General features: G+C 56.6%; 14 protein-coding genes. 4 read left to right on the top strand and 10 right to left on the bottom strand.

Going from position 1 to position 22,678, the window contains the following annotated elements; translation table 11 throughout:
- Positions 1–118 precede the first annotated feature (118 nt).
- The gene (locus SB772_RS31250; protein ID WP_410837016.1) at positions 119–289 is read right to left on the bottom strand and encodes an HNH endonuclease; all 171 of its coding nucleotides are present in this window, start codon (positions 287–289) and stop codon (positions 119–121) included.
- A gap of 217 nt (positions 290–506) precedes the next feature.
- Positions 507–1,190 carry a hypothetical protein gene (locus tag SB772_RS31245; protein ID WP_410837015.1) on the bottom strand — a complete coding sequence of 228 codons (684 nt, stop codon included), beginning with the start codon at positions 1,188–1,190 and terminating at the stop codon, positions 507–509.
- A gap of 443 nt (positions 1,191–1,633) precedes the next feature.
- Here SB772_RS31245 and SB772_RS31240 point away from each other — a divergent pair, with 443 nt between their 5' ends.
- The 4 genes from SB772_RS31240 (at position 1,634) to SB772_RS31225 (ending at position 5,872) form a co-directional block, all read left to right on the top strand.
- Positions 1,634–2,032 (top strand): hypothetical protein, encoded by a 399-nt coding sequence (locus SB772_RS31240; protein ID WP_410837014.1) that lies wholly within the window; start codon positions 1,634–1,636, stop codon positions 2,030–2,032.
- Positions 2,033–2,581: 549 nt separating this feature from the next.
- On the top strand, positions 2,582–3,514 hold the full coding sequence (locus tag SB772_RS31235) for a hypothetical protein (protein ID WP_410837013.1): 933 nt from the start codon (positions 2,582–2,584) through the stop codon (positions 3,512–3,514).
- Positions 3,514–3,954, top strand: a complete 441-nt coding sequence (locus SB772_RS31230; protein ID WP_410837012.1) for a hypothetical protein — start codon at positions 3,514–3,516, stop codon at positions 3,952–3,954. Before SB772_RS31235 ends, SB772_RS31230 begins: the two co-directional genes overlap by 1 nt.
- Position 3,955: 1 nt before the next feature.
- Positions 3,956–5,872 carry an AAA family ATPase gene (locus tag SB772_RS31225; protein ID WP_410837011.1) on the top strand — a complete coding sequence of 639 codons (1,917 nt, stop codon included), beginning with the start codon at positions 3,956–3,958 and terminating at the stop codon, positions 5,870–5,872.
- Positions 5,873–6,250: 378 nt separating this feature from the next.
- Here the strand turns inward: SB772_RS31225 and SB772_RS31220 are convergent, their stop codons facing one another.
- The 8 genes from SB772_RS31220 to SB772_RS31185 all read right to left on the bottom strand — a co-directional run bounded on the left by SB772_RS31220 (position 6,251) and on the right by SB772_RS31185 (position 22,613).
- Positions 6,251–6,469: a hypothetical protein gene (locus SB772_RS31220; protein ID WP_410837010.1), complete on the bottom strand. Its 219-nt coding sequence runs from the start codon at positions 6,467–6,469 to the stop codon at positions 6,251–6,253.
- A gap of 63 nt (positions 6,470–6,532) precedes the next feature.
- A complete protein-coding gene (locus tag SB772_RS31215; protein ID WP_410837009.1) occupies positions 6,533–7,378 on the bottom strand; it encodes a restriction endonuclease in 846 nt (281 codons plus the stop codon).
- A 402-nt stretch (positions 7,379–7,780) separates the two neighbouring features.
- The gene (gene avs1c / locus SB772_RS31210; protein WP_207909690.1) at positions 7,781–8,032 is read right to left on the bottom strand and encodes an AVAST type 1 anti-phage system protein Avs1c; all 252 of its coding nucleotides are present in this window, start codon (positions 8,030–8,032) and stop codon (positions 7,781–7,783) included.
- Positions 8,033–8,058: 26 nt separating this feature from the next.
- Entirely contained in the window at positions 8,059–13,890 is a 5,832-nt protein-coding gene (avs1b, locus tag SB772_RS31205) for an AVAST type 1 anti-phage system protease Avs1b (protein ID WP_410837008.1), read from the bottom strand.
- Positions 13,883–15,046, bottom strand: coding sequence for an AVAST type 1 anti-phage system MBL fold metallo-hydrolase Avs1a (gene avs1a / locus SB772_RS31200; protein WP_410837007.1), 1,164 nt, complete (start codon positions 15,044–15,046; stop codon positions 13,883–13,885). The genes avs1b and avs1a overlap by 8 nt, the downstream gene beginning before the upstream one ends.
- A 289-nt stretch (positions 15,047–15,335) precedes the next feature.
- Positions 15,336–17,618 (bottom strand): hypothetical protein, encoded by a 2,283-nt coding sequence (locus SB772_RS31195; RefSeq protein WP_410837006.1) that lies wholly within the window; start codon positions 17,616–17,618, stop codon positions 15,336–15,338.
- A gap of 1,094 nt (positions 17,619–18,712) precedes the next feature.
- On the bottom strand, positions 18,713–20,581 hold the full coding sequence (locus SB772_RS31190; protein ID WP_410837005.1) for a CocE/NonD family hydrolase: 1,869 nt from the start codon (positions 20,579–20,581) through the stop codon (positions 18,713–18,715).
- A 268-nt stretch (positions 20,582–20,849) separates the two neighbouring features.
- A complete protein-coding gene (locus SB772_RS31185) occupies positions 20,850–22,613 on the bottom strand; it encodes an FAD-dependent oxidoreductase (protein ID WP_410837004.1) in 1,764 nt (587 codons plus the stop codon).
- Positions 22,614–22,678 lie beyond the last annotated feature (65 nt).

Raw genomic sequence — 22,678 nt, 5'->3', positions numbered from 1 at the left:
AAAGTTGGCAATATACGCATTTAACGCTATATAAATAGCTTGCGCAGGCTATGAAATTGCTTGAAGAAATTTGCTTCGGTCGAGGTGGGCGACCTTGGCGAGCGTTCCCGTCGATAGGTCAATTGAGACTGGTGCGATTGGGGAAGGGATGTCGCTGGCGATGACAGTTCGGACACAGAGCAATCGCGGTCTCGACAGCATCTTCGCCTCCGTCTGTCAAACGTCTGCGGTGGTGCACTCCGCAGCATCGGGTCCCTTCTGCGGGCAGGAACGGTTCCGATGCCCGCATCCTTCGCACGTCCTATCAGCTAGCAGCAGGACATACACAAAACGTCCGGTTTCCGCCTGAGCACGCAGGTAAGCACGACGACTTGCTCTGGTCGCCTGTCTGCGCTGCCGAGACGCTCTCTACGTTCAAGGATTTAGTTCATTCCACTATGCCCGCCACGTCACTTCCGGACTGCAGGCGCGCGCGCAGCGAAACGCGCCTCAATCTGCGAGCAATCTCACTTCAGTGCCGCCACTGCGCTCCGCAGGTAGTCACGCGCCGCGTCAATCTTATCGGGGTGGGTGTCAGTATCCAGGTCAATGCGGTCCTTCTCGCCCAAGAAATATGCCGTGCGGTTGGGTTCCTCCTTGCGTGGATGCGGGATGCCGTGAAGCACGCTTTCCTTAGTCAAGAATCCTTCTTTGGTCAGCCATTCAACGCCTCTCGACGCGGCCGCTCCCACCGGGATGAAGACCGCTTCTGGCAATGCTTTGGCCATCTTTCCGAAGTGGTCTCGCATTTGCAAACGGAGCAACGGGTCTCTCTCGGGATGCCAGCCGGCCCTGAAGTTCTCGCCATTTTTGAACACGGGAAACTGAAGCACGGAGGACACCTGCAACAAGTCGCCCGCGTCGCCGAACAGGTCTGCACTCGAGCTCAGACCCAACCACTGATGCACGCCAATATGGTCGAGGAGCGCAACGACGCGCTGGCGCGTCACCCCGGCAAAGGCGGCCGCGAGATTGGCGCGACGTAGCACCTCGCCCACGGGAGCACCCTCAAACAGTGCACGGTTCGCCTCGGTCAATGCAATGTCGGCCTGCGCCTTCCAAGGCGTGGCATCCACGAGAACGAGCTTCGCCGTGGGGTTCACCCACCCGAACGGCGCGTAATACACGACCAGGTCGCCGTTGCCGTGCATGCGAAGGGATGCAGATTGCGGGTCGCCTTGGGGACCTTGGTAGTCCCGGATTGCGCTTCGTACTTCTCGAAAAGCTCGAATTTCACTTTGTGACTGTTCCGCATATGTTGTTCTATGCTGTGCAGCTATACGCAGTGCATTTTGGCGCCCGCATCCGATGGATGGACGCGCGGAAATGCGTTGAGTAAGCGAGATATTGGTACCTAAAGGGGCCGAACTGCAGATTTCGAAACGAATTCGCGACCACAGTCCAATAGGCTGTGGTCTCAGTGTCGATTGTGCTTCGGCTAGCGGACGAATATCACATAGATACAATACTGTCGGCAACAAGCATAGATGGGCGCCAAGCCGCTGCCGATGGTAATTTCGGCCACTTGCGCGGCCTTGCACCTCATAATTTTGAGGGTGTATCAGGCCACAAAACAGTAGCCGCATAGGACGCTATGGCACTCGATACCTACGACTGGTTGAAAATCGCGGCATCATCGGCTGTTATTGGCTCAGCGATGGGCGCGATAATCAACGGCCTTTTCGCGCGAGGCAAAGACAGGCGTGAGCGCGACCGCGAATCGTTCCTGGCTGCTCTGTTAGCAGTCGACGAACTCGAAGGCTACGTGCGAAGCTGCGTACAAATGATTTACACCGACAGCGAGGCTCAACAAGAAGCGGTCCGCCGCAGCAGTTACGACCCGCTGGAGCCGGTGCGCCTTCCCCCTTTCTCGTATTCAGCAGAAATCCAGTGGAAGTGGTTGCCAAAAGACGTAGTGGCGCAGCTTCGTGAATTCCCAAATGCGCACCGTGAAACTGTGCACTACATCCCGGAACAGCGCCGATTTCGGTGACCCCATCGGCACGTGCGACGACATAACTCTCGGCTGCGCGCGGCTCGGCGAGCAGGCGTGGAGGCTTGCGGCCGCAGTTCGAGAGCGCAGGGGACTCCCACCCGCGCAGGTGCATCAGCATGGAGAAACTGCACTTCAAACGTTGAGGGAGCGCGTTCTAAACATGAGCAGCGAGTCAGAAATCTTCAGTCAGCGCCGCCGCTCTGGCCCGTGCTTTCGGGAACAAGCACACAGCAGGGGGAAACAGGCAGTCCGACAAACTGACCAAAATGCATTTCATGTTGGCGCGGAGCACCGGCAGTGAGCACGCGGCACCCTTGCTATTGTTGCGGCTGCGCGAATGCCACCGAAGCAAATTGCACTAACAGGTAGATTTTTCGACTAAGCGCACACATAATCGCCCGAAAGGTCAGACCTGCCTGCGCCAGAGTGCGATGAGTGAACAGAATCGGGGTTCTCGTAGAACGTCATCAATATGCCGGGTTCCACGGTCACGTAGACCGCACGAGGAAAGTCGTATCTGGACGATACATGTAGATTGGGGGCTTCGTGATACAAACCGATTTCGGGACTTTCGATGGCACGAGCTGGGAGCGCTTGTGCCAGTCGGCGTTCAAATTGAAATACGGACCGTCATATCAGCACATGCCAGCTTCGCCTGGCGACTTTGGAATCGAAGGTTGGACGACGGACGGTCTCGCGTTCCAATGCTACTGTCCGGAACGGCACTACACGCAGGAAGAGCTCTACGACAACATCCGCGACAAGATTACGCGCGACGTTGGCAAGCTTAAATCTTATGCGCAACAGATAGCCGAGCGCATCGGCTCCACCAGGATTCGCAACTGGCTGTTTGTGACGCCAACGATAAACGACAACGAGCTCCACAAGCACGCCCGGAAGAAGGAAAAGGATGCCCGCAAATGGGAGCTCACCATCCTCACCGAAGACTTCAACATCTCGCTTCTGGACGCCGACTACTACTCCAGCGAGTTCGAGCAATGTAGGCGGAACGCGGGGACTGCTTTGCAGCTTGGCCCGACGGTAGACAAGTCGATTGCCTTGCCCGAAGCTCCCGAGGAGTACGACAAGCTCATCGCTCGAAAGAACCGCATGCGCCTCAAATCGCGTCAGGCCAGCCCGACGTTTGAAGCCGAGCTGTCGGAATTCAACAAGCTCGTCCAAGGCAAATTCTTACGCTGCGACCACCACCTCGCCACGATTGAGCGGACGTCGCCTCAGACCTTTGCACAAGTCATTCGCGTCATTGGCCTCTACGCTGACGAGATGCAGGAACTTAAGTATTTCTGGACCGGCGAGCCCAACCAGCTGGTGGAATCGGTCAGAGCTGAACTTGGCGCCCGGCTGGAGAAAGAGCTCGGGGGTGTTGTCGGTTTCAGCGAAACGCGCACTCTTGCAGACCTCGTCGTCGCGCGCTGGCTTGCCGTATGCCAGCTCGACTTCTCGGAGCCGGTCCAATAATGGCAACCCTCGAGTTCAACGTTCGCCCCTCATCCGTACTTCCTGACCATCGACCGCTCTTCAAGATTACGCAGCTTCTGCTCGTCCTGTTGCTCGCGTCGCGCGGACGCAAGTCCAGCCTTGTCAGGCTGCAGTTATTCAATTGGGTCTTGAAAGAAAATGCCCGAAGGGAAAAACTCATTCGTGCCGCCAAAAGTCAGGAAATTGATTTTCCGGCTTGGGGCCTCGACCCGACCGTGCAGACGGCGATGACCCTGGCCGCGGCAGATGGGCTCATCGAGGCGACCGCCAAAACAGTGGTGCTGACGGACAAGGGCAGCTCATTCTGCCAGCGAGCTTTGGAGGAGCATCTGTACGACGATGACGCTGCCTTCCTGCGTGGTCTCAAGACGTCTATTACCGAGAAAATGGTCGACAGTATCGTGGAGAAATGGGTCTAGTATGCTCATCCGTGGAATTGAAATTCGAATCATCAGTGATGGTGAGACCTTCGGCTTTCGTACACCCTTCAAGCCAGGGCTCAACATCATCAAAGGTCGTAACTCATCAGGGAAAAGTACCCTGGTGAACACTTTGATGTACGGCCTCGGTTTTGAAGAGCTGGTCGGCGTTAAGGGTGAGCGCGCCCTGACATCAGCCGTGCGCGACAGCTTCCAGTTCGACGGCAAGACGAGAGTCATAAGCCAATCTGCCGTCTTGGTGGAAGTCGAAAACGACTCAGGGAAGGTCGTCACTTTCCGGAGGCCTATCCGGAACGAAAGTAAGCAAACCAAACTCGTCGAAGCATTTGACCGGGGATTGGTCACCAAGCCCGACGATGCTGTCGGTGAGCCCACGCCGCTCTTCCTGCACGACCCGGGGGCCGCGCAGTACGAGCGCGGGTTTCTGCGCTACCTCGAGACCTTTCTTGGCATGCAGCTACCGCGCGTGCAATCTTCTGTTGGCGGCCTCACCCGGCTTTATCCGCAAGTCGTTGCCGCCGCGCTGTTCATCGAACAGAAACGCGGCTGGACCGACTACATAGCGAATATCCCGTTCTATCAAATCTTGGGTGCTCCCACTCGAGTTGTTCAGTACCTCTTGGGCCTCGACAACTTCAAGCTCGAAGAGGAACGGGCGCTCAACGAGCAGCTCCTCAATCAACTGCAGGCTCGATGGACGGACAATCTTGCTGAGCTTCAGGCCGCGCTGCGCGTGGTGGGTGTATCAGCTCAGGGTATTCCCAAAACCCTCCACAGGTCGTTCGAGCCCGGCCACGCGACTCTTTGGGTGAGAATCGAATCGGAGAACGTCGCTGTATCGCAGGCTGTTTCGAATAAGACGGAGCAGTGGCATGCAATCGAGCGCCGCCGCAAAATCGGCCCGGCCTCGGCGACCCCGGATGTTATCGACCTGTTGAATGAGCAGACCGTCAAGCTGGACATGCTCATGGCGCGCTATGAGACCTTGTCGAGTGAAGCTCGACTGCGACAGAGCGACCTGGTCGAGTTTCGACAGCTCCTCCAACAGGCGGAGTCCGACCTTCGCAAGAACAAGACGACCCAAAAGCTGCACGACTTGGGCGCTAGTCTTCAGCTTAAATCGGCCGAAGGAAAGTGCCCAACTTGTGGCGCCAACATCGAGAACACACTGTTGCCTCACACTGACGGCGTGACACCGATGGACCTGCAGCACAACATCGATTACCTCGAAGCCCAGCTGCGCATGCTCAAAGGGCAGATTGCCGGTTTGGAGAATATGGGCGAGCAATCTGCTGGCCACATCGCAGCGTTGGAGAGCGAGATGGCGCAGCAGCGAGCCTACGTCATAAATCTTAGGAAAAACATCTCGCAGTCGGATGCAACACTTGAGGCTGACGTCAGGAAGCAGATAAATCTGGAGCAAGACATTCGCTCGCTGCAGAGTGCGGAGTCCCGTCTATCGACCTTCCTTGAGCGTGCGGAAGGTCTTGTAGACAAACTCGTCGGCGCCGAGGAGGAACAGAAGAAGTTTCCGAGCGACCTGTACAGCAAGCGAGACCGCGTCAAGATTTCAGTTCTCGAAAAGAACTTTCGCGCAAACGCGTCGGCGTTCAACTACACGAGCGCCGACATTCCGGAGGTCCAAATCAATGCGGGGACCTTGCTTCCGGCATTGGGTGACATCACGCTGCGCGAAGTTTTGAAGCGCAACGTGAAATCCGAATCATCTGCAAGTGACTTTGTCAGGCTTATCTGGGCATTCCTGCTCGCGGTATATCAAACATCGGCGACACGGGACTACGCGGGCAATCACCCAAGTATGTTGATGTTCGATGAGCCGGGCCAGCATTCGATGAGCGAGACGAGCCAAAAGGCGCTCGTGAACCTTATGAGCTGAAACAGCTGCAGAGCATCCTTGCAGCATCATTCGATGAAAGCGTCGCTGTTTTCGACCGCGTGACTGAAGGGAGCCACTTTCACCTTATCGAGTTGCCCGATAAGTTCATTGGACCGATGCGACACAACGGTGCAATGTAGCCATATAGAGTGGCGGCGCCGGAGACGGCCGGCGCGACAGAATTCCTCAGAGAGGCGCTGACGGGCGATGACGCAACCTTGCATGCCGGCTTCAGGCCGACGCGCGATAGTGAGAGCCGCTCACGATGTCTATCGACTTTATCGTCGACCTTAGCAAGCGTGATAGTGAAGTGCATCCGCAGTTCCTGTCATTACGGGAAGCCTCTACTGGCACTTGCGGCATGCAAGCTGCCCAGCGCTATCCATGGGAGTCGACCCACGCGCGCGCCCACGATAATCCGACGTCCTGCGCTTCTTCCTCGGTATCAAAGACGCCGAGAACTCCAGAGGCCTCTACGAATTTGCGGTCCCGCGTAATCGTCCCGCTCGCGGCGTACCGCTCGGGCGCGAGAACTTCTTCCTGCTGCTCAATGGCGTGACCCCATATCACGTAACCTTTATAGGTAGCCTGCTGCATCGTGTTCTTGTTCCTTTCATGTTGCGTCGACCTGTTCGGCGCGCTGCTCGTTCGAGGTAGCGCTCAGGCAAAAAGGTCACGTACGCGCTCGAAGGGAAGTCCCGACTCTGCGGCACGTCGGACCTTCCGTTCGAGCACATGGTTCAAGGGAATCTGTCGCTCCAGCGCATCGAAAAGGTCGAGTCCATCCATACAGATGACGCGCTTTGCCCGGCCGAAGGCGGCTAACCCGTCCGGAGTGAATCCGCTATTGCTCACGAACAGACCGCGGGCCCATACCGCTTTCTGCTCCAGCTTCCCGTGAAAAGCGTGCAAATCGGCCGCAGGAGTCTGGGCGGACTGCCACTTCGCCTCGACGAGATAGGTTTCGCCTTGCAGCACGAAGCTGCCGTCTATCTGCTCGCCGCGATGGCGAAACGGCTCCCTTGCTTCGAGACCGAAGCAGTCGAATGCTTCCTTGAGCCATGTTTCAAACGCGTAACCGCGAGGATGCGGAGGTAATGACGACAGCTCGATAAGCTTGGTCTTGAGCGCCAGAATCCGGCGAGTATCGAGCGCCGGCTTGGGCGGCGGATTCGAACTAGCGGTGCCCTCGGGCTTACCCTCGAGACGGTTAATCAGGGAGAGGAACTGTCCTTCCGCGTTGGTGACCCACTCATCCCGGCCCTCCGATTGCCGAACGGCTTCGCGATATTTCCACAGCGCCTTGAGCGTTGTAATGGCCGTTGCCAAGTCGACCTTGTTTAGAAAGCACCGGAGCCGCTTTGCTTTGGATGTGCCGTTCTCATGGTAAACGGGGTCGTCAATGTCGACGTTGAGCTCTTCCAGAAAGAAGATGCCCATGGTTCGGTCGGAGAAATTGAGCACATACCCGCCATTCATTTCGAACAGGTCATCGACGAGTTTCATGTCGAAGGTTCGGATATTCGGCGTCTTCATACGTTGCATATGGTCTCTGCGCGTTCGGTAATCATACCGGCGTGTTCGCGCGTGCAGCGCAGGCCGCCGTTCTTATCGAGTCCAATCGTGGCAATCGAAGAAAGCATGCCCGAACGCGAGCTGGGCATCGCGGTGTATCCGCCTTTGCCGGCGACAGGGCCAAATTTGTGTAGCTGCCTGCGCGTAGACGTGTTTAATGGACTACTGCTTGCACACACGTCGACGTGCTATTTGCTGGTGGTTAGATTTCGTTTCCTGACCAATGGATGTCACTGCTGCCCGCAGCCCTGATATAGAGCTGCTAAGCCGCAACCAGGGCGCAGGACAGTTTGGAACCAGCTATAAATCGAGGTCGAACGACGGCTGATGAGATTACCGTCCCTTGTCATCCAAGAATGAACCGCCAAAGTCCATGTTGCGCATCTGATAGGTTTGGTTTGCGGTCAGGCGCGCCAGCTCGTCGATACTGAGAAGGTCGATTCGACCATTTGGAAGGTAGCGCACACTGAGCAAACTATCGGGGCCTCGGAGTCCCTTAGCGAAATGCATTTTCCCGTTTATCACTTGTTCCCGCGCATAGTTCATCCGCTCTTCAAACTCGGCTCTAGTAGAGGGCGTTTGCATAGACGTATACATACTGTCATTACTCTCTATAGTTTGTGAAGGACTGCTCGGACTTTACCATTGACTCGTAGAATCCACCGCATTTGCCAGCCTTCAGGCAATGCAAGTGCATCCCGCTCAATCGCAAGTAGCGTGTTCTCATGTCGACGACTTGACGCTAGGCTCGTCACAGTACCTCCATCTCTCCAATGGTATCGGACGGTTTTCGACGCCTGAGCGCGAACAAGCTGCAGAAATCGAGGTGTTGGAATGGCTGGACTAACGGAACCGAAGTACGCAATGGTCGGCAAGGCTCTGCCACAAATAGCGATGGGTTCATCGGGGCCGGGTCGTGGCAGCTCCGTTGCCTTGAAGCTAGGCGGCGTAGGCGGTGCTGGCTGGGACTGGCCGGGAGGCACAAGATGCGATGTAAGCTCTACGTCAGTGGTACGGTGCTCAATCTCCATGAGGCATTGAAAATCGAGGAAGACCAAGTTCCCATGCGATGGCACGTAATTTCGTTCGCTGCCACTTTCCACGCACGCGACGAGGCTTGCCAGCAGGTCTCGTCCGTTCTCGGGCTCCCGAAGCGTTTCTGGGTTATAAACTCTGAGCACGACCTCAGCATTTCCGAGCTTGCTGGCGGGCATGGGCTGAAAGAGTGCGGTATTCAGCGCATAGCGAACGATTGAAGCCCAACGGCCGGTTGGAAGACTCGAGTCTTCTCGCCCACCCTTCGCGACGAGCGACTCCAACTCAAAGGCCAATTCGACCGTCAACGGCTGACATGAATCAACCATCTGAGCTGCGAAAGTTCGTAGGCTGCCTTCGGTAAGAAGACCGAGTTGGGACAAGTCGCGCCAGAGGTTGTGCAGCGTCAGCGGGACAAAATTAGGCGGTCTCTTATCGGCGGCAGGAGTGGAGACGGGGCAGTCCTCGGGGAATCGCTCCTGCAGCGTCTTAAAAGCCGTCACGGCCGAATCGACACCACGTTTGCTCGCGCGCTCAACGATTCGCATGAACGTTGTGAACCGGCTAACATGCCGACACTCCTCGATAACATGTGCAAGCTCGATGTAGGGCTCGATGCGCAGCCACAACCCCGCCGGGTCTTCACGGGAGAGGATGTCCAAGGTAGCAGAGGCAATATCTGCCCTATTTCGCCTGTCCATCGAGACAGCAAGACGGGCGAGTTTTGAGAGCCACTCTCCGTCCGTACGGGCAACCCACAGCACCATTGCCGCGCCGCTATCACGGCGTTCCCAAGCAGGATGGTCTAAAGTCCAAAGCAAGAGTTCGAGCAGTGCCTCAGATGCGCCGCCCGCCGCAGAGCTACCGATGTATGCGAACGGCGCCGGGGAGGCGTCACCCACGATTTGCCTGACGTGGTCAACGGCTACCGCCAAGAGTGCCGTCTGCTGGGCTGCGTCAATCTTCTTGCCGACCAGCGATATGAGGTGGGATGAAACCGCCCACCGTTGCGTATGGCGCTCTTCGAGAGCCAGGGGGCCATACAGTCTGGCGAGCTCATCTGCGTTCTGGACTTGAGCGTCGATGAGCCGGTCGGCGTCGCTGCCGGAATGGTTGTTTGACCAGACCGACCATGCTCCTGCCTGCAACGTTTGTAGTGCCCGTATGCACTCTTGCGTCGCCGCCGAGAAGTTGCGTCGGTTTATCAGTGTACGTGCGCTATCAATTTGAGCACGGGCGTCTCTTACTGTCGAACGTTTTCCAAAGGTACCGGGCATGAAAAAGCGGTCATCCTCGGCATCCGCTTCGGCCACGTCATCGGTCGGCGCATTGGTGTCAGATTCAGGCGTCGGTGTCTTATCCGCTTCATCTTGCTCATAGCTAAGACCGAAACTCGATGTCAGCCGTTCAATCTGGCTTGCGTCCAGGTTAGACATCACATCATCCCGGAGACGCACAAAGTCCGGCTGAAGGTTGGACGGCAGACTTAGAACGAAACTCCTCAATAGTAGCCATGCGCGCTCATTATTCAACGAATTTGCAATCGAGCGGACCCGGTCCTTTGCTCGCTCCAAGTCGTCAGGACAATCAACCAGTTGCGAGATGATGGCAGCGTACTCTTGCCCCCAGTCGGTCAGGTGCCGTTCGTCGCCATGTTGATACACCTCGAGGAGTGCCCAACGTAGCTGCCAGCTCGCCTGTTCACGACTGTGGCGCAACAGCGGAAGCAGGGCAGCCTGCTCCTCCAACGCTGCTCCTGGAAACCGCATACCAACAAGGGTTGAGACGCGGTCGAGGTTGCCACTCGTTGCTTGTGCGAACAACTCGCTGAGAGTGCCACAGGTCTGATGTTGGAAGTATCGGACTGCATCCGAGAAAAACGACCTATGGCAGAGCTGGCCGATGAAATTTCCCTTGTCGGCGCGAATAAATCTTTGAAATGTCATCTCGCCCGTCGCTCTCTCCAAGAGGCCAGCGATTTGGGCTAGCGACGAAGCATCGACGGGCGTCGTAGCCGGTAGCGCCTCCAAGGTGCTGGTCATCATGGATAACTGGTCTTCCTTGTACCAGCTCGGTCCCATCGAGAACGACAACATCGACTTATAGGTTCGGAGAGCCTCCTCATGGGCGTCCAGCATGGCGAACAGCGGGACAATTTGCAGAAGCTCTGGCACCAGTTCGAACCTATTCTCAACGTTCGCTGAGACGTAATCCCTGTAGCGCAAGACGAGTGAGAAGACCTTGTCCGCGACTACCCCTTCGGGACGGCGCTCGATGAAGAGGCGCAGCACCTCGTGGAGCCCCTGCCGGAATCCTTCGTTGTAGATGCCAAGCTGTACTTCGAAACTGCCCTCAATTGCGTCGAGCAAGACCGCTGCTTTCGTCGGAAAACAGTCAAGCACCAGCTTTGCAACGCGCCGGTACAGTTGCGGAACCACGGTCTCGGGAATGAAGTAGCTTGACTCCCAGTGAATACGGGATTCAAGGTTGAACGCAAAGCAAGGAAGAAGGGCATCGGCTAGAAACGACCATACGGCATCTAGCCCGGATTGGTCTTTTATCGCCATGGCCCTCCGGCCCTTGCCGTCACACCATGCAACTGCTCGTGCGATGGCCTCGAGAGCCTTCTCCCAATCATTCTTGGTCGGCATATGCACCGAAGGCGTGGCATATCCGTCCTGACGGAACGAGGAAGCGCGGAGGCGTAGCATCGCACTCTCGAAGATGGCTTCGTCAGGCTCTGCTCGATTCTTCTCATAGAAGGGCAGCGTTCCGTCGCCCATATCTACGCCCACGGAGTATGTCTCGACGATACCGGGGCGGGCTCCAGCCTCAATCAAAGCATCTATAAAAAAGAATTGTCGGTCCTCAGGGAGTAGAGGCGCGTCAATAGCTCTTTCGATGTCGGCGAGCAAGAGGTCGACCATCTCGCGCTCAAGCACTATTCCATAATGCTCTGAGTACATTTCGGCATGCGCCAGCGACTGCAGAAAAAGGAGCAGTTGATGACGCAATTCAACGTCGACAGGGACGCCTAGGCTTAAGAAAGGTCGATACCCGCCCTGCAAGCAAAGCCGAGCCCCTGTTATCTCGCCGGTTAGCTGCCTAAGTATTTCGCTCCCTTCCTCTCGCGAGAAGTTTCCATTGGGGCGAAACAAAAAGCCTTCAGTAACGGCACGAATGAATCTCGTGAATGATGGGGCGTCGCCAGCGGCGTGTGCGAGTGAATAAGCATGCAGTCGATGATTCACCGCACTGAGGAATTCTTGGGTACCGACACCGTTCTCGGAACCCATTTTTTCAAACACTTTATTTATCTCGCGCTGAACAAGCTCCAAGACTTCTAAGGCTTGTTCGGAGCTTCCTTTCTGGGTTAAAGCGTTTGCTACTGCGAAAGCCTCATCTGCCGAGACAACAAGGCGGCCGTTGCGAACGACATGCCTAAGCGCGTCGTCAGTTTTTCCTATTGAGATGAGCGCCAACGCGACGAGTTCGGCCGACTGCACAAAGAGTGTGTTGTACCGAAAGGTAAGGCGCTGGGAAAGTAGCAGCAGCCGAATGATGTCGATTGCACTCCCGACACTGGTAGCGGCACTGAGGGCCTCATCAATGTCCGCGAGCAAGACGTCTGGTTCCGCGCCAAGTAACACGGAGTCGTCAACCCACGCCTGCTGACAGTTGGGAATGGCCAGCTGCAGGGATTCTGGACCGCCTCTCAGCCCGTGGTAAAGCTTGTTAAGAATTCCATAGTCGCCGCTTCCTCTCGAGCTGCAAAAGCCTGCAAGACGCTCGTGCACCCATTCGTCGATAGATGCTGTCTTGTGAACGACAAATTCTGAAAATGAGGGGTGGTAAATCTCAGTGTTCTCGGGATTGGCGAGCAGATGCCGAACACGGAGGAGTGTGGACGGGAAGACACCCGATTCGGCAGCGGTCAACATGCTTGTCAGGTTGCTGGTCGGGATACCCCAACGTAGGCGAGCAAGGATTCCAAGCAAGTTGACGACATCCGCGTTTTGCACCAGTTTCGCCCAGATGGTCTCATAGTAATCTTGAATGGAGCCGCTGAAAACTGGCAGCTCAGCAATGTCACTCTGCGTGGCCCCGCTGTTCACCAGGTCGGCTAAGTACCGAAGGTATAGCGGGTGTCCCATCGCCCTGTCGCAAAGAGTGCCAACGATTTCGGTCGTGGATTTTTCCTTGTCAAGGAATCCTAGGCATACCCCGTATTGGATGTCGCGGTCGAGGGTGGGCAGGGTCAAGCGCTCCGCACTCTGAAGGAGTGTTCCAAGGCTGCTGGCAATTGAATCTAGTCCGACGCCAGTGATGGCGACCACCAAGCCGTCAGGCACTTCTTGTGGTAGCAGATTGATAAAGCGCTTTAGCGTTTCTTCGCCTGCAGCGGCAGCCTCATTGATGCCATCGATGAAGAGCACGCCCACTTTCCCCACCTTTGCACAACGGTTCGCCAAAGACTGAAGTACCTCATTGGTACTCTGAATGAGCTGGCTGTACGACAGTTCCATTAGCCTGGCTGGCTTGCCCGTGGCCCTTTCAGAAAGTAGAGAATTTGCCCAGTCGAAGAAAACCTCTGGTTGGGCTTGGTGTGCCGGCGTTGAGCCACGGACACGCTCAGTAAATTGGTAAACGCCGAGCTTATCCAGCTCTGGTAACTCCGGGCTGAATTGTTGGCAATACGTAGACTTACCGACACCGTGCGAGCCCTCGATGAAGACGTAGCCACCGCGCTTGGTGGAAATGGCGGATTCGAAAAGTGTGTTAAAGGCCGGCCGCGTTCCGATTGGTACAGGTTCGTCGTTGTTAGTTGGCTCGTCAGGCAGCAGGCCATTTGCTCGCAAGAAGGGCTTTAGAATGGAGAAGCTTAGGCCCCCGATGGCACTGTCTACGTTGAGTCGCAGCAGTCCTTTGCAGGCGGCGCCGACCATGAATGGGGCGCCGGAGAACCCGTGGTAATGCGATAAATGCGTTCCTGGCTCTATCGACAGGTCCAAGTCGACGCCATGTACTCGCTCGGGCAGCACTTGTTGTATCTCTCCCCTGACGACATGGCCCAGCAGTAGTTTTGCTGCCGGGTAGCCGAATGCGAACCACTTTTCGCCAGGACGCAGGCCATCAACATTAATGGGTATGGGTTCGACGCTGAGCGGCGTAGCCAAATGCAGCAGGCAAATATCGAGGTCTTCGTCGTGTTGGCCTATAGCCACCGTGAGTTCAATGGCGGATGACCCAATTCCAAACCGAACAGTCACCGGTGCGCCATCACGTATTGCGGTTTCGACGCAGTGATACGCCGTGAGGACGAGGTCCGCCTTGATAAGCCATCCGGTTCCGGATTCGTTCTTACCCGCGACTAGGCATGTGGCCTGCTTGATTTCGTCTTCAGTCATTGTTGACCTTCCCCAGTTGAATCCAATCGTTCTTAGCCACATGGACACTGAAGGCAGTGCCGGACCTCGATGTATGTAACTCAAGCCGCTTTGTCGCAGCGGTCTCGTAGTTAAAAAACAGGTGCCTTGTGAATGGAGCCGGTCTGTCCACGATTTCGGCTAGCACCTCAAAGTCCGGATGGCCATGGCGAGTTCCGTCGGATGAGATGAGAAAGCGGGGCGAGTCCGCAACCGAGAGCAGGTCTACGCTCGTGTTGTGGAGGCTCCCGTGATGCGAAACCTTAATAGCATCAAAGATGAGAGGCGTAGTTGGCGTGTGAAATGACCGCAGCTTCGCTACGACATCTTCAGCCCAGGCATCTCCGAGGAAGAGAACTCGCTTGTTTCCCGCAGAGACGATGAACGTGATGGAGCTGCCGTTCGGGATGGAGGTGTCTGGCGTATAGACTTCTGCGAGACGAAGATTTCCGCTGGCTGCTATGGGTGTGGCCTGAGGATTGGAACGGTCTGGCATGCTGGCGCACCACATCTCATATGCGTCGTCAATGAGGTCGCTGGGCTGAGATGAACCCTTGTAGCCAAGTTTTTTGACCTCACTCAGCCACAGGCTTCGCAGGTCTTCGAGACGGGCTGTCGTAGGCCCAATGACGTGGAGGCTCACATCACCCGGCAAAGTATGCATGTACCCCTCACTGATGCACTTCGAGCCGTTCCCCGAGTTCCAGGTATAGCTATGCTGTCGAAGGAGGCTGGCAAGCGAACTTCCTTGTCGAGCGCTTATGGGATTCGGCGAGGATGTCGGAGGTCTCGGAAATCCACGCCGCCGAATCGCTTCAAGGACTACGCCGTCATAGATGCTGTCGGGCCCTGCGGTCGGAGCAGGCAACGACCGTAGGCTGTTGTGCCAGACTGCGTCCACCTCAATGCCTCGTTTGGCAGGAGTGCCGTTTTGGGAGAAGAACTCCAGAAGGCCGCCGATGTGGTCAGCGTCGATATGCGTGCAGACAACCAGGTTGAGTCGAGCTCCCCTCTTTGCAAGCTGCGCTAAGTCTGCCGCAATGAAGTCTTGGTAGGTAGTCGCGAAGCCGGCATCAATGAGAAGGTACGTCCCTCCGGCATCAACAAGAAAGGCGTCGCCGTTCTTGGCGGGGTACATCTTCAGTCCAAACATGTAAGTGGGCGAACAGGTGGTTGCTTTTACGTCAAATGTACTTATCCGAGTGTGCATGCCCAGCTGTGCTCACTCCCAAAGATTCTCGCTATTGCCGGAACCGGAATAGCACGCCAGCATAAAGAAATTGATGCAAATTATCGAGACGTATTACTCAAAAAACTCTCAATAGGTGCTTCTCAAATTTCAGCGTTCGGCTCTCGCTACACTCGATAGTCCGCCCAGATTTGAGCCGAATAGCATATTCGCCCACATTTCGAGCTAGATGCCCCGACTATTGCGTGGTTACGTTCATGGCATCCGGGACAGTCGATTCGCTCGCTGATGTCACTGCGGCTTCGGCGGCTGCGGCCGCAGCGGCAAACCAGGTAGCGGCCCACGAGCGATTGTGGAATTCGGGCCTTTCGCTCTCGGGCAACATGTGTCCCACTTCACGCCGCGTTAGTTCGCTTTTGAAGTGCGATATGACATGAGAATACAAAAGCTTATCCAACACCAGATTAGGAATAAACCAAAAGCCGAGCATGGTTAGCGCGACAACAAACGAGATTTGAACGGAGGTCGGATTCCACCCCAAAATGATGAACAGGGCTGCGCCGTACAGTATAGAAATCTCGACACGCAACCTCCGAAAGAGCCCGGTGGCGATGTCGAAAGCTTGAGAGAACTTTGCCTCATCTGCCAGCTGCTTTCGACGCTTTTCCTCTGCCCGTTCGCGTCGCTCTATCTGCAGCAGCTGCTCCGTGTGGACTCGCTGAAGAGTCTGCTCGGCGAGCGATTGTGCAAGCTGCTCGGATTGCGCGTCGGCCTTAAGTTTTTCCTCCGTTGCAGCTTGGCGAACGCGCGCGACTTCGGCCTCGTGTTCGGCCTGCTTTGCTTCGGCCTGTACGCGACTTTCCTGTCGCGCACGCTCTGCCGCGAATTCCCCGGCGCCAAGCTTAACTTGCTCGACGATGAAGGGGAGTCTTTCCGGCGTGACATCTTCGGGGTCCGCGCGAGTCGCACGGATGAGCGCTCGCTCCCCATCTCGGTCTTCCATCAAAGCTGCGACCGCATCGGCGGCATCCTTGCCTTCTAACTCCAGAACAAGGTTATAGGCGCGTCTCTTCACGTCATCGCGCGGTCGAATTGCCGCAGAGCAGTGGGCGAGCAGTCGAGCGCGCGACATCGTGCCATTGCCGGCACCACTGTTGCGCAACCACAGATAGCCGGCAAGCTGCTTGTCAGACATTGCAATCGGCGCCCATCGCTCGGCGGTGCTGTGGCTGTGCTGGACCCCTTCGCTCAACCAAGTGCGCCATGCGTCATTGGCAATTCGTACAAGGAGCGTGTTACGCGCCACGAAGATTGCTTGACCATCGCGAATCTTCGTCTGCAATGTCTTTGTATTTCGAATTCGCAGCATCGCCATGACGGAGCGCTCGTCGTGGACTCGAGCTTCGTCGTTGCGCCACCCGGTCATCTGGCGATTCATCTCGCTTTGGATGCTGCCTACAGCGTCGCGCGAGCGGCGTGTCAAATCGAACTTGGGGTCGGCCATCGTCGCAATGCCTCGCTTCTCGGCCGCAGCGCTTACCTGATTGCTCAAGGCGCCCAAGATATGGGGTGCAACGACTGCCCAAGGACCGGTTGCTTGACTCTGGCCGGACCGGGCAACTGCGAGTCTCGCAGAGACAACCGACTCTGCCTCGGCTACTGCATCATCAAAGACAACTGGCGAAGCCTTCGAGGCCTTAATCAGTTCCAACAGCTCTTTTCCGTATTCTTCGTATTCGGAGTTGACGCCGAGTATGTCAAGAAGCAGGGGCGAGTCGAGGTACACCGAGAAACCTTCCAACGAGTCGGGTGCACCAGCTGATGGCTCACTGAAGCAGGCAAGCGCTTCCGCCGCCATGTTCGCAAACGCAATGTCGGATACGCGAAGGAAACGGTCCGGGTGTTCATTTCTCAGGTCGAGCAGAAATTGCGCGACATGAAAGTCGAGGCGCAACTCCCGATGCTCGGCGCTATCGGGACGAGTAGCTTTGAGCGTGAGCGTCGTGTTAGTCCGCTTGGTCGTCGTGCCGGACTCCTTGCGCGACAGAAGGCGCATGGAGTCCGTGTGAAGCAAGCGGTCGAGAAAACCTTCGTGCAATGCCAAGTCGTCAAGGCCCGCGAAGATTTCGTCTTCACGGCAGGTTCTCACGAAGTCATTCAGCACCCAGTCAATCTCGTCTTCGGTTACTGACGGGACGTCTTCGTCTTCGAATCGTTGCGCTGCTGCGTATTTGTAAACAGGCCTTTGAGCGCTGCCCAAGACGCTTTCAAGCAGGCCGTCCCGCTCGAGTTGCTCGGCAAGGCCAAGAATCGCAAGTCGCGGGATGCGAAGACCGTACCGCTGCTCAACCTCATTCGAGAATTGCGCTGCGTCGAACATCCTTCCCGCCAAGTCTCTGCAAACGGGAGCGAAGAACGGCATCAACGCTTCCATCAAACCGGCATCTCGCTTGTTCTGGAGCCGGTGAGCGAGTGCACAGTAGGCCAGCAGTGCACGTTTTGGTTTCTGAATGGCTGTCATCTGTCCCCGTATTCTCTCAATCTGATTCGATTCGAATCTGTCTATTTCTGCTTTCAAACTTCATATGTTACGACGCAAATAGCGTCGCAGGTTGGCGCGCGAAAACCGATTGACGGCGCCCCCTTTCAGTCAGGGCCCGAGTTTCCGTAGGCGGCCAGTTAAGTCCCTATTTAAATTCCGTCAAATCCCCTCCCGGTGCTCACCGCCGGTCCGCTGAATTTTTTCGCAGGCAAATTTCCCTTGCGCGCTGGCAGATTTCTGCGCGCAGCGCGTCCTATGCGAAATCATCACCCCTGTTGCGCGGTATACATACTGCTGCCCGTTCTGCGGTGCAGCCGCGCGACTGGTCGGACATCAACGGCAGCGGTCGCGGGACAGCCGGTACTGTGGGATAGCCTTGAGATACCGGACAGGGTGGCGAAGTTAGCGCCCTGAGGCGAACGGCTGACGGGCGACGCTGGCTCCGAGGGGCATCTCACGATGCTTGGAACGTGTCTGAAGGCTTCGCTCAGGATAAGGCGAGGCTCAACTCCACCAAGGGGCATTCACAAAAAACAAGAGATGTACGCTAGAGAGTATGCTCAAACGTAGGCAGGTGAAACAAGAGCGTTACGAGGTTGCGCCGCGAGACGACGCTCGCAGCTCGGCCGCGCTGCCGGTCATGCGGGATGGCGAAGAGTGACGCTAGGTCCTTGGAGTCGAGATGCAACCAGCCTTCGCCGTATCTGGCGACGGCACTGGTCTGGTACCGAGCGTAACGAGACCATCCGACGCCCGATATTCAAGGCTTGAACCCGGAGCTAAGGTCGTTGGACAACCCGTTGCGGACAGCGAGTGACAATGAAATCAAAAATAGACCTTCGTCAGTGTGTCGGTCGAGTCTCCGCCGCTTTCGCCTTGATGCCGCTTACCTGTATCGAAGGAAGCGCGCTGTCCGAATATGCGCCGCGTAATCGATTTGCTCGCGTGCCATCTCGACTGAAAGCACTATGGGAGTTACGGCATTGGGGCAACCTGTAATCGGAAATTTCCGACCCTCGCGAAACGCCCCGTCCCTGAGGACGGGGCGAACTACTTACCGCATCGAATCACACTCAGTCGTCGTCTGCCTCCTGGCACACGGGGCCTTCCTTCTTCGCCGAATCGGAGTTCCAATAAGGCAGGCTGGTATTGCCTTCAGATTTAAAGCAGCCAGCTTTCAGCAAGGGGAGATTCAGAGACGACGGAAGGCTTGAGCCGACATAGAGCGACACGGTACTTCCTGTCAATGACACCACCTGAGGGTGCGTCGGGAAGCATGCATCGGTGCCCAGTACCGGCGAGCATTGCGAGTTGGGCGGCGGCGAAGATGAGATTCCATTCGATTGCTGCGAGGGAGTCTGGGTGCTGACTATGAGGCGGACCTTGCTTCCTGCGGGGATGGAAGCAAACTTTGGCGAGATGACAAAGTCGTACCGTCGAACGCTGCCTGCCGGCACATAGTGGTCAGCGAAGTACTCGCCATAGGGCTTTACCGGCACTCCGTTTTTATCAAGCCAAGACCGATTTGGGTCATTCTTCGAGAGGCTCCCGAGGACGGTGCCGCTGGAAAGTGGCGTGACGGTCCCATCGGCACCCACAAGCTGCACCGTCGCAATAAGTTCCAGATTCGGCGTGGTCGACGAGGCGTAGAATGACGCGCTCATCGGGCCGGCAAGCGTCGCTCCCTTCTTCAGGACCGGCCCATCAAATTGGGCAGTGCTCCCGGCGCCTGGCTGCGCCCAAAGTAGATTAACTTCCGCCGATTGACTCGAAGGCTTCTTTGACAGCGCTCCCCGTGGCGTCAAGAAGTATTGCTTGTAAACAGGTGCAACGGGATAAGCCGAGGTGCTAATCCAGTTGTTGGAAATCAACTCGTGGACGTGGACCGGCTGCTTAGTTTCGGCCATCCCCGTCTTCTTCCCTTTAAGCCAGGTGTCGAACCATTCCAACGTGATGTTGTTTGCAATGTTCTGCCCAGTCGTCTGCTCCTCAAATTGGCAGTGACCGCCCTGGCTGATAATCACCTGATAGCGGCCGGTGACATCCTGATTCGGACGCATAGGCCCGTACACGTACTGGCCGCTTCTCGCGTTCTGCAAATATGCGTACATGGACATAGAGCTCTCAGCGTAAATGTCCTGGTGCGTGCTCCAAATCAGCGTCGGAATGTCGAGGTCTGCGAGTTGACGAGCGAACGTGCCGGGAGAGCGCACCTTCCAAAAATCCCTGTCATAAGCCCTGGGACCACCCGCGTTGATTTCGTTGACCATGGCCTGGCCGTATGCGGTCGCGCCATGATTGTTACCAACCGCCGGACCGAAACCTAGTGGGAACTGGCCCGTTTGTGTAGGGATGCCGCCCGCGAAATACGTCTCACGGTAAAACTCTGCCCCCGCACAAAAAGGCGCTAGAGCCTTGATTGGTGAATTTCTTCCGGCTGCCAGCGCCGTCGTGTATTGGTTCAGTCCTGACCAAGAACCGCCTTGCAGAGCAATCTTGCCGTTAGAGTCCTGCAGCTTGGTGGCGGCCCATTGGACTATCTCGGCACCATCCTTCCCGTCGCTGCCGAAGAAGGAAAATTCGCCGCCTGAGTTTCGAGTCCCCCTGACCGACGCTGTCACATAGATATAGCCCCGCTGAACGAAGTAATCACCAGCCGTGGACGGGTTCGTGAGGTATGGCGTTTGAGTGAGGATGACAGGGAACGGACCCTTCGCCCGAGCACCGGTACGCAAGTCGGTGGGGTAGGACACATCCACCATAAGCACTGTTCCGTCGCTCATGGTGACCGGCACGCTTTTGTCTAGTGCAGTCCCGTAAGTCGGATTGCCCGGGCTCCAGACTCCGCCCGGAAAAGGCGTGGACGCAAGCGCAGGAGCTGCCACACCGGATAACAGAATTGCCACGGCTGCAAGCAGCCCTGCACGATTTGAACGCTTCATAACGACCTCCATCGGTGTTTCGCCAATTGTTAGATAAACTTAACTCTGCATTCCTAACTGTATTTACAAAACGTAATCCACTTATGCCAGCGCCACGTTTAACCTCATTCCGCGCCGTCGCTAGGCGGGCGCCGCCTCAATTGCGACAACGTCAGATGATTCGATGCTCCTCGACCAAGAAAGCGGTGATGCCGGAGAGGAATGTTTTCGCATGTTCCATCGTCTTCAATCCGACCTCTGATACGCACGTCGGAGTTCCTCCGTATCGTTAGTGGGACACCACTGCGAATTTGGTTGCCGGAGCTTCAATCGCCGCGCTCTCGTTTTGGAACGCAGAGGCTGACGCGATTGCCTTCCCGGCGATGTAGCCAAAAGTCAACGCCGGCCCCAGCGTAATGCCGGCCCCGGGATAGTTGCCTCCCATGATGCTGCATGCGTCGTTACCAACTGCGAAGAGGCCCTGAATCGGCGAACCGCTGGAATCGAGCACGCGGCACGAGGAGTCTGCCTTCAGACCCGCGAACGTCCCAATGTCTCCGATGCGAATTTTCAGCGCGTAGAAGGGGCCCTTCTCAATCGGTGCGACACACGGGTTTGGCGAGTGAAGCGCATCGCCCTGGTAACGGTTGTAAGCCTTGCTGCCCTTGCCGAACAGCGGGTCTCGACCAAGAACTGCCTCGGCGTTGTAACCCCGTACCGTCTCCTTGAGGTTCAACGCGTTGACACCAATCTTTCCGGCCAGTTCATCGACCGTCGACGCTCTCGTCAGATAGCCGATGCGAAGGTATCGGCCGATGGGCATCGGGAACGGCGCGGCGCTTCCGAGACCATACTTTCTCAGCGTTTTATGGTCACAGATGAGATGGGCCGAAATCTCTTCACCCGGCGGCGTTGCCTGCACCAACGCCTGCACGAAATCATGGTACGAGTTGCCTTCATTCGTGAAGCGGCGACCGTCTCGCAGCACCGAGATGACACCCGGCTTCGCCCGGTCGATGAAGTGAGGCATGATGCCCGTGGTTCCGTCCTTTCTCGTGAGCGTTGAGACGGGCACCCAGGCGGCAGCGTTTGGCAATGTTGTCGCAACGCTTCCGCCAACTGCTTCAGCCATACGCAAGCCGTCTCCCGTATTGCCGGTCGGGGACGGTGAGAAATGTTCCGTACCGGCTGGGGCATGCGGGAACAGCCGCTTCCGACGCTCAATATCGTACGGAAAACCACCGCTCGCGAGGACGACTGCTTTCTGGGCCGTCACCTTAATTTTCGAGCCCGCGCGGTCAAGCACAGCGCCTGTGACGCGACCGTTTTCAGTAATGAGGTTCATCGCTTTTGTATTGAGCCAAAGCGGCACGTTCAGGTCGAACAACGACTTTGCAAGCCGGCCCGCCAGTGCATTGCCGTTTGTCAGTGTCATGCCACGACCTTGTTTGAGTACGTCAGCAAAATGACGCGACAGACGCTTCGTCACATACCAGGCCGACTTGATGGACTTCGTCACGCGCATGAAGTGCACAATCTCTTTGCCCGACCCGAGCATCATTCCGAAGACGGTCAGCTCAGGTAGGGCCGGAGCAAGGTCCTTGATTGTTGCGCCTAACTCGCGACCGTCGAACGGCCGCGTCACCATTGAACGGCCGCCTTGCGTGCCCCCCGGCGCCTCAGCGTGGTAATCAGGAAACACGAGGGGCATGTCGAAACGCACAGCCGTTTTTGACGTGAAAAAATCGACGGCCTCCGGGCCACTCTTGATGAATGCGTCAACGCGCTCACCATCAAAGCTGTCGCCAGCCTCGTGTTGAAGATATGTACGGGCTGCATCCTGCGCCTCGTGAATACCTTGTATCGTGGCAAGCGCGGTGTTCGGAATCCACAACCACCCGCCCGAGCGGGCTGTCGAGCCACCAAACTTCGGTTCCTTTTCGACGACGAGCACCTTCAGCCCTTCTGAAGCTGCGGTGATTGCCGCTGACATTCCTGAGCACCCCGAACCGATGACGAGAACATCACAGCTGTATTCGCTTTCCTGCTTCATCAAGTGTCTCCCAGTGCAAAGACGCGACGCGTGGGTCCGTCCTGATAGTCATCCCTAGTTCAACG

It is taken from the genome of Paraburkholderia sp. SIMBA_030 (genome assembly GCF_046535245.1).
In the GTDB taxonomy this organism is placed as follows: domain Bacteria; phylum Pseudomonadota; class Gammaproteobacteria; order Burkholderiales; family Burkholderiaceae; genus Paraburkholderia.
The sequence above is the reverse complement of the archived record's forward strand: the minus strand, read 5'-3'. Positions and strand labels throughout refer to the sequence as shown.

Excerpts from the sequence above, each read along its gene's own strand:
- SB772_RS31240 (WP_410837014.1), top strand. The coding sequence starts at position 1,634 with ATGGCACTCGATACCTACGACTGGTTGAAAATCGCGGCATCATCGGCT.
- avs1c (WP_207909690.1), bottom strand. The coding sequence starts at position 8,032 with ATGCAAACGCCCTCTACTAGAGCCGAGTTTGAAGAGCGGATGAACTAT.
- SB772_RS31230 (WP_410837012.1), top strand. The coding sequence starts at position 3,514 with ATGGCAACCCTCGAGTTCAACGTTCGCCCCTCATCCGTACTTCCTGAC.
- avs1a (WP_410837007.1), bottom strand. The coding sequence starts at position 15,046 with ATGTACCCCGCCAAGAACGGCGACGCCTTTCTTGTTGATGCCGGAGGG.
- SB772_RS31185 (WP_410837004.1), bottom strand. The coding sequence starts at position 22,613 with ATGAAGCAGGAAAGCGAATACAGCTGTGATGTTCTCGTCATCGGTTCG.
- SB772_RS31195 (WP_410837006.1), bottom strand. The coding sequence starts at position 17,618 with ATGACAGCCATTCAGAAACCAAAACGTGCACTGCTGGCCTACTGTGCA.
- SB772_RS31190 (WP_410837005.1), bottom strand. The coding sequence starts at position 20,581 with ATGAAGCGTTCAAATCGTGCAGGGCTGCTTGCAGCCGTGGCAATTCTG.
- avs1b (WP_410837008.1), bottom strand. The coding sequence starts at position 13,890 with ATGACTGAAGACGAAATCAAGCAGGCCACATGCCTAGTCGCGGGTAAG.
- SB772_RS31250 (WP_410837016.1), bottom strand. The coding sequence starts at position 289 with ATGCGGGCATCGGAACCGTTCCTGCCCGCAGAAGGGACCCGATGCTGC.
- SB772_RS31225 (WP_410837011.1), top strand. The coding sequence starts at position 3,956 with ATGCTCATCCGTGGAATTGAAATTCGAATCATCAGTGATGGTGAGACC.
- SB772_RS31245 (WP_410837015.1), bottom strand. The coding sequence starts at position 1,190 with ATGCACGGCAACGGCGACCTGGTCGTGTATTACGCGCCGTTCGGGTGG.
- SB772_RS31220 (WP_410837010.1), bottom strand. The coding sequence starts at position 6,469 with ATGCAGCAGGCTACCTATAAAGGTTACGTGATATGGGGTCACGCCATT.
- SB772_RS31215 (WP_410837009.1), bottom strand. The coding sequence starts at position 7,378 with ATGAAACTCGTCGATGACCTGTTCGAAATGAATGGCGGGTATGTGCTC.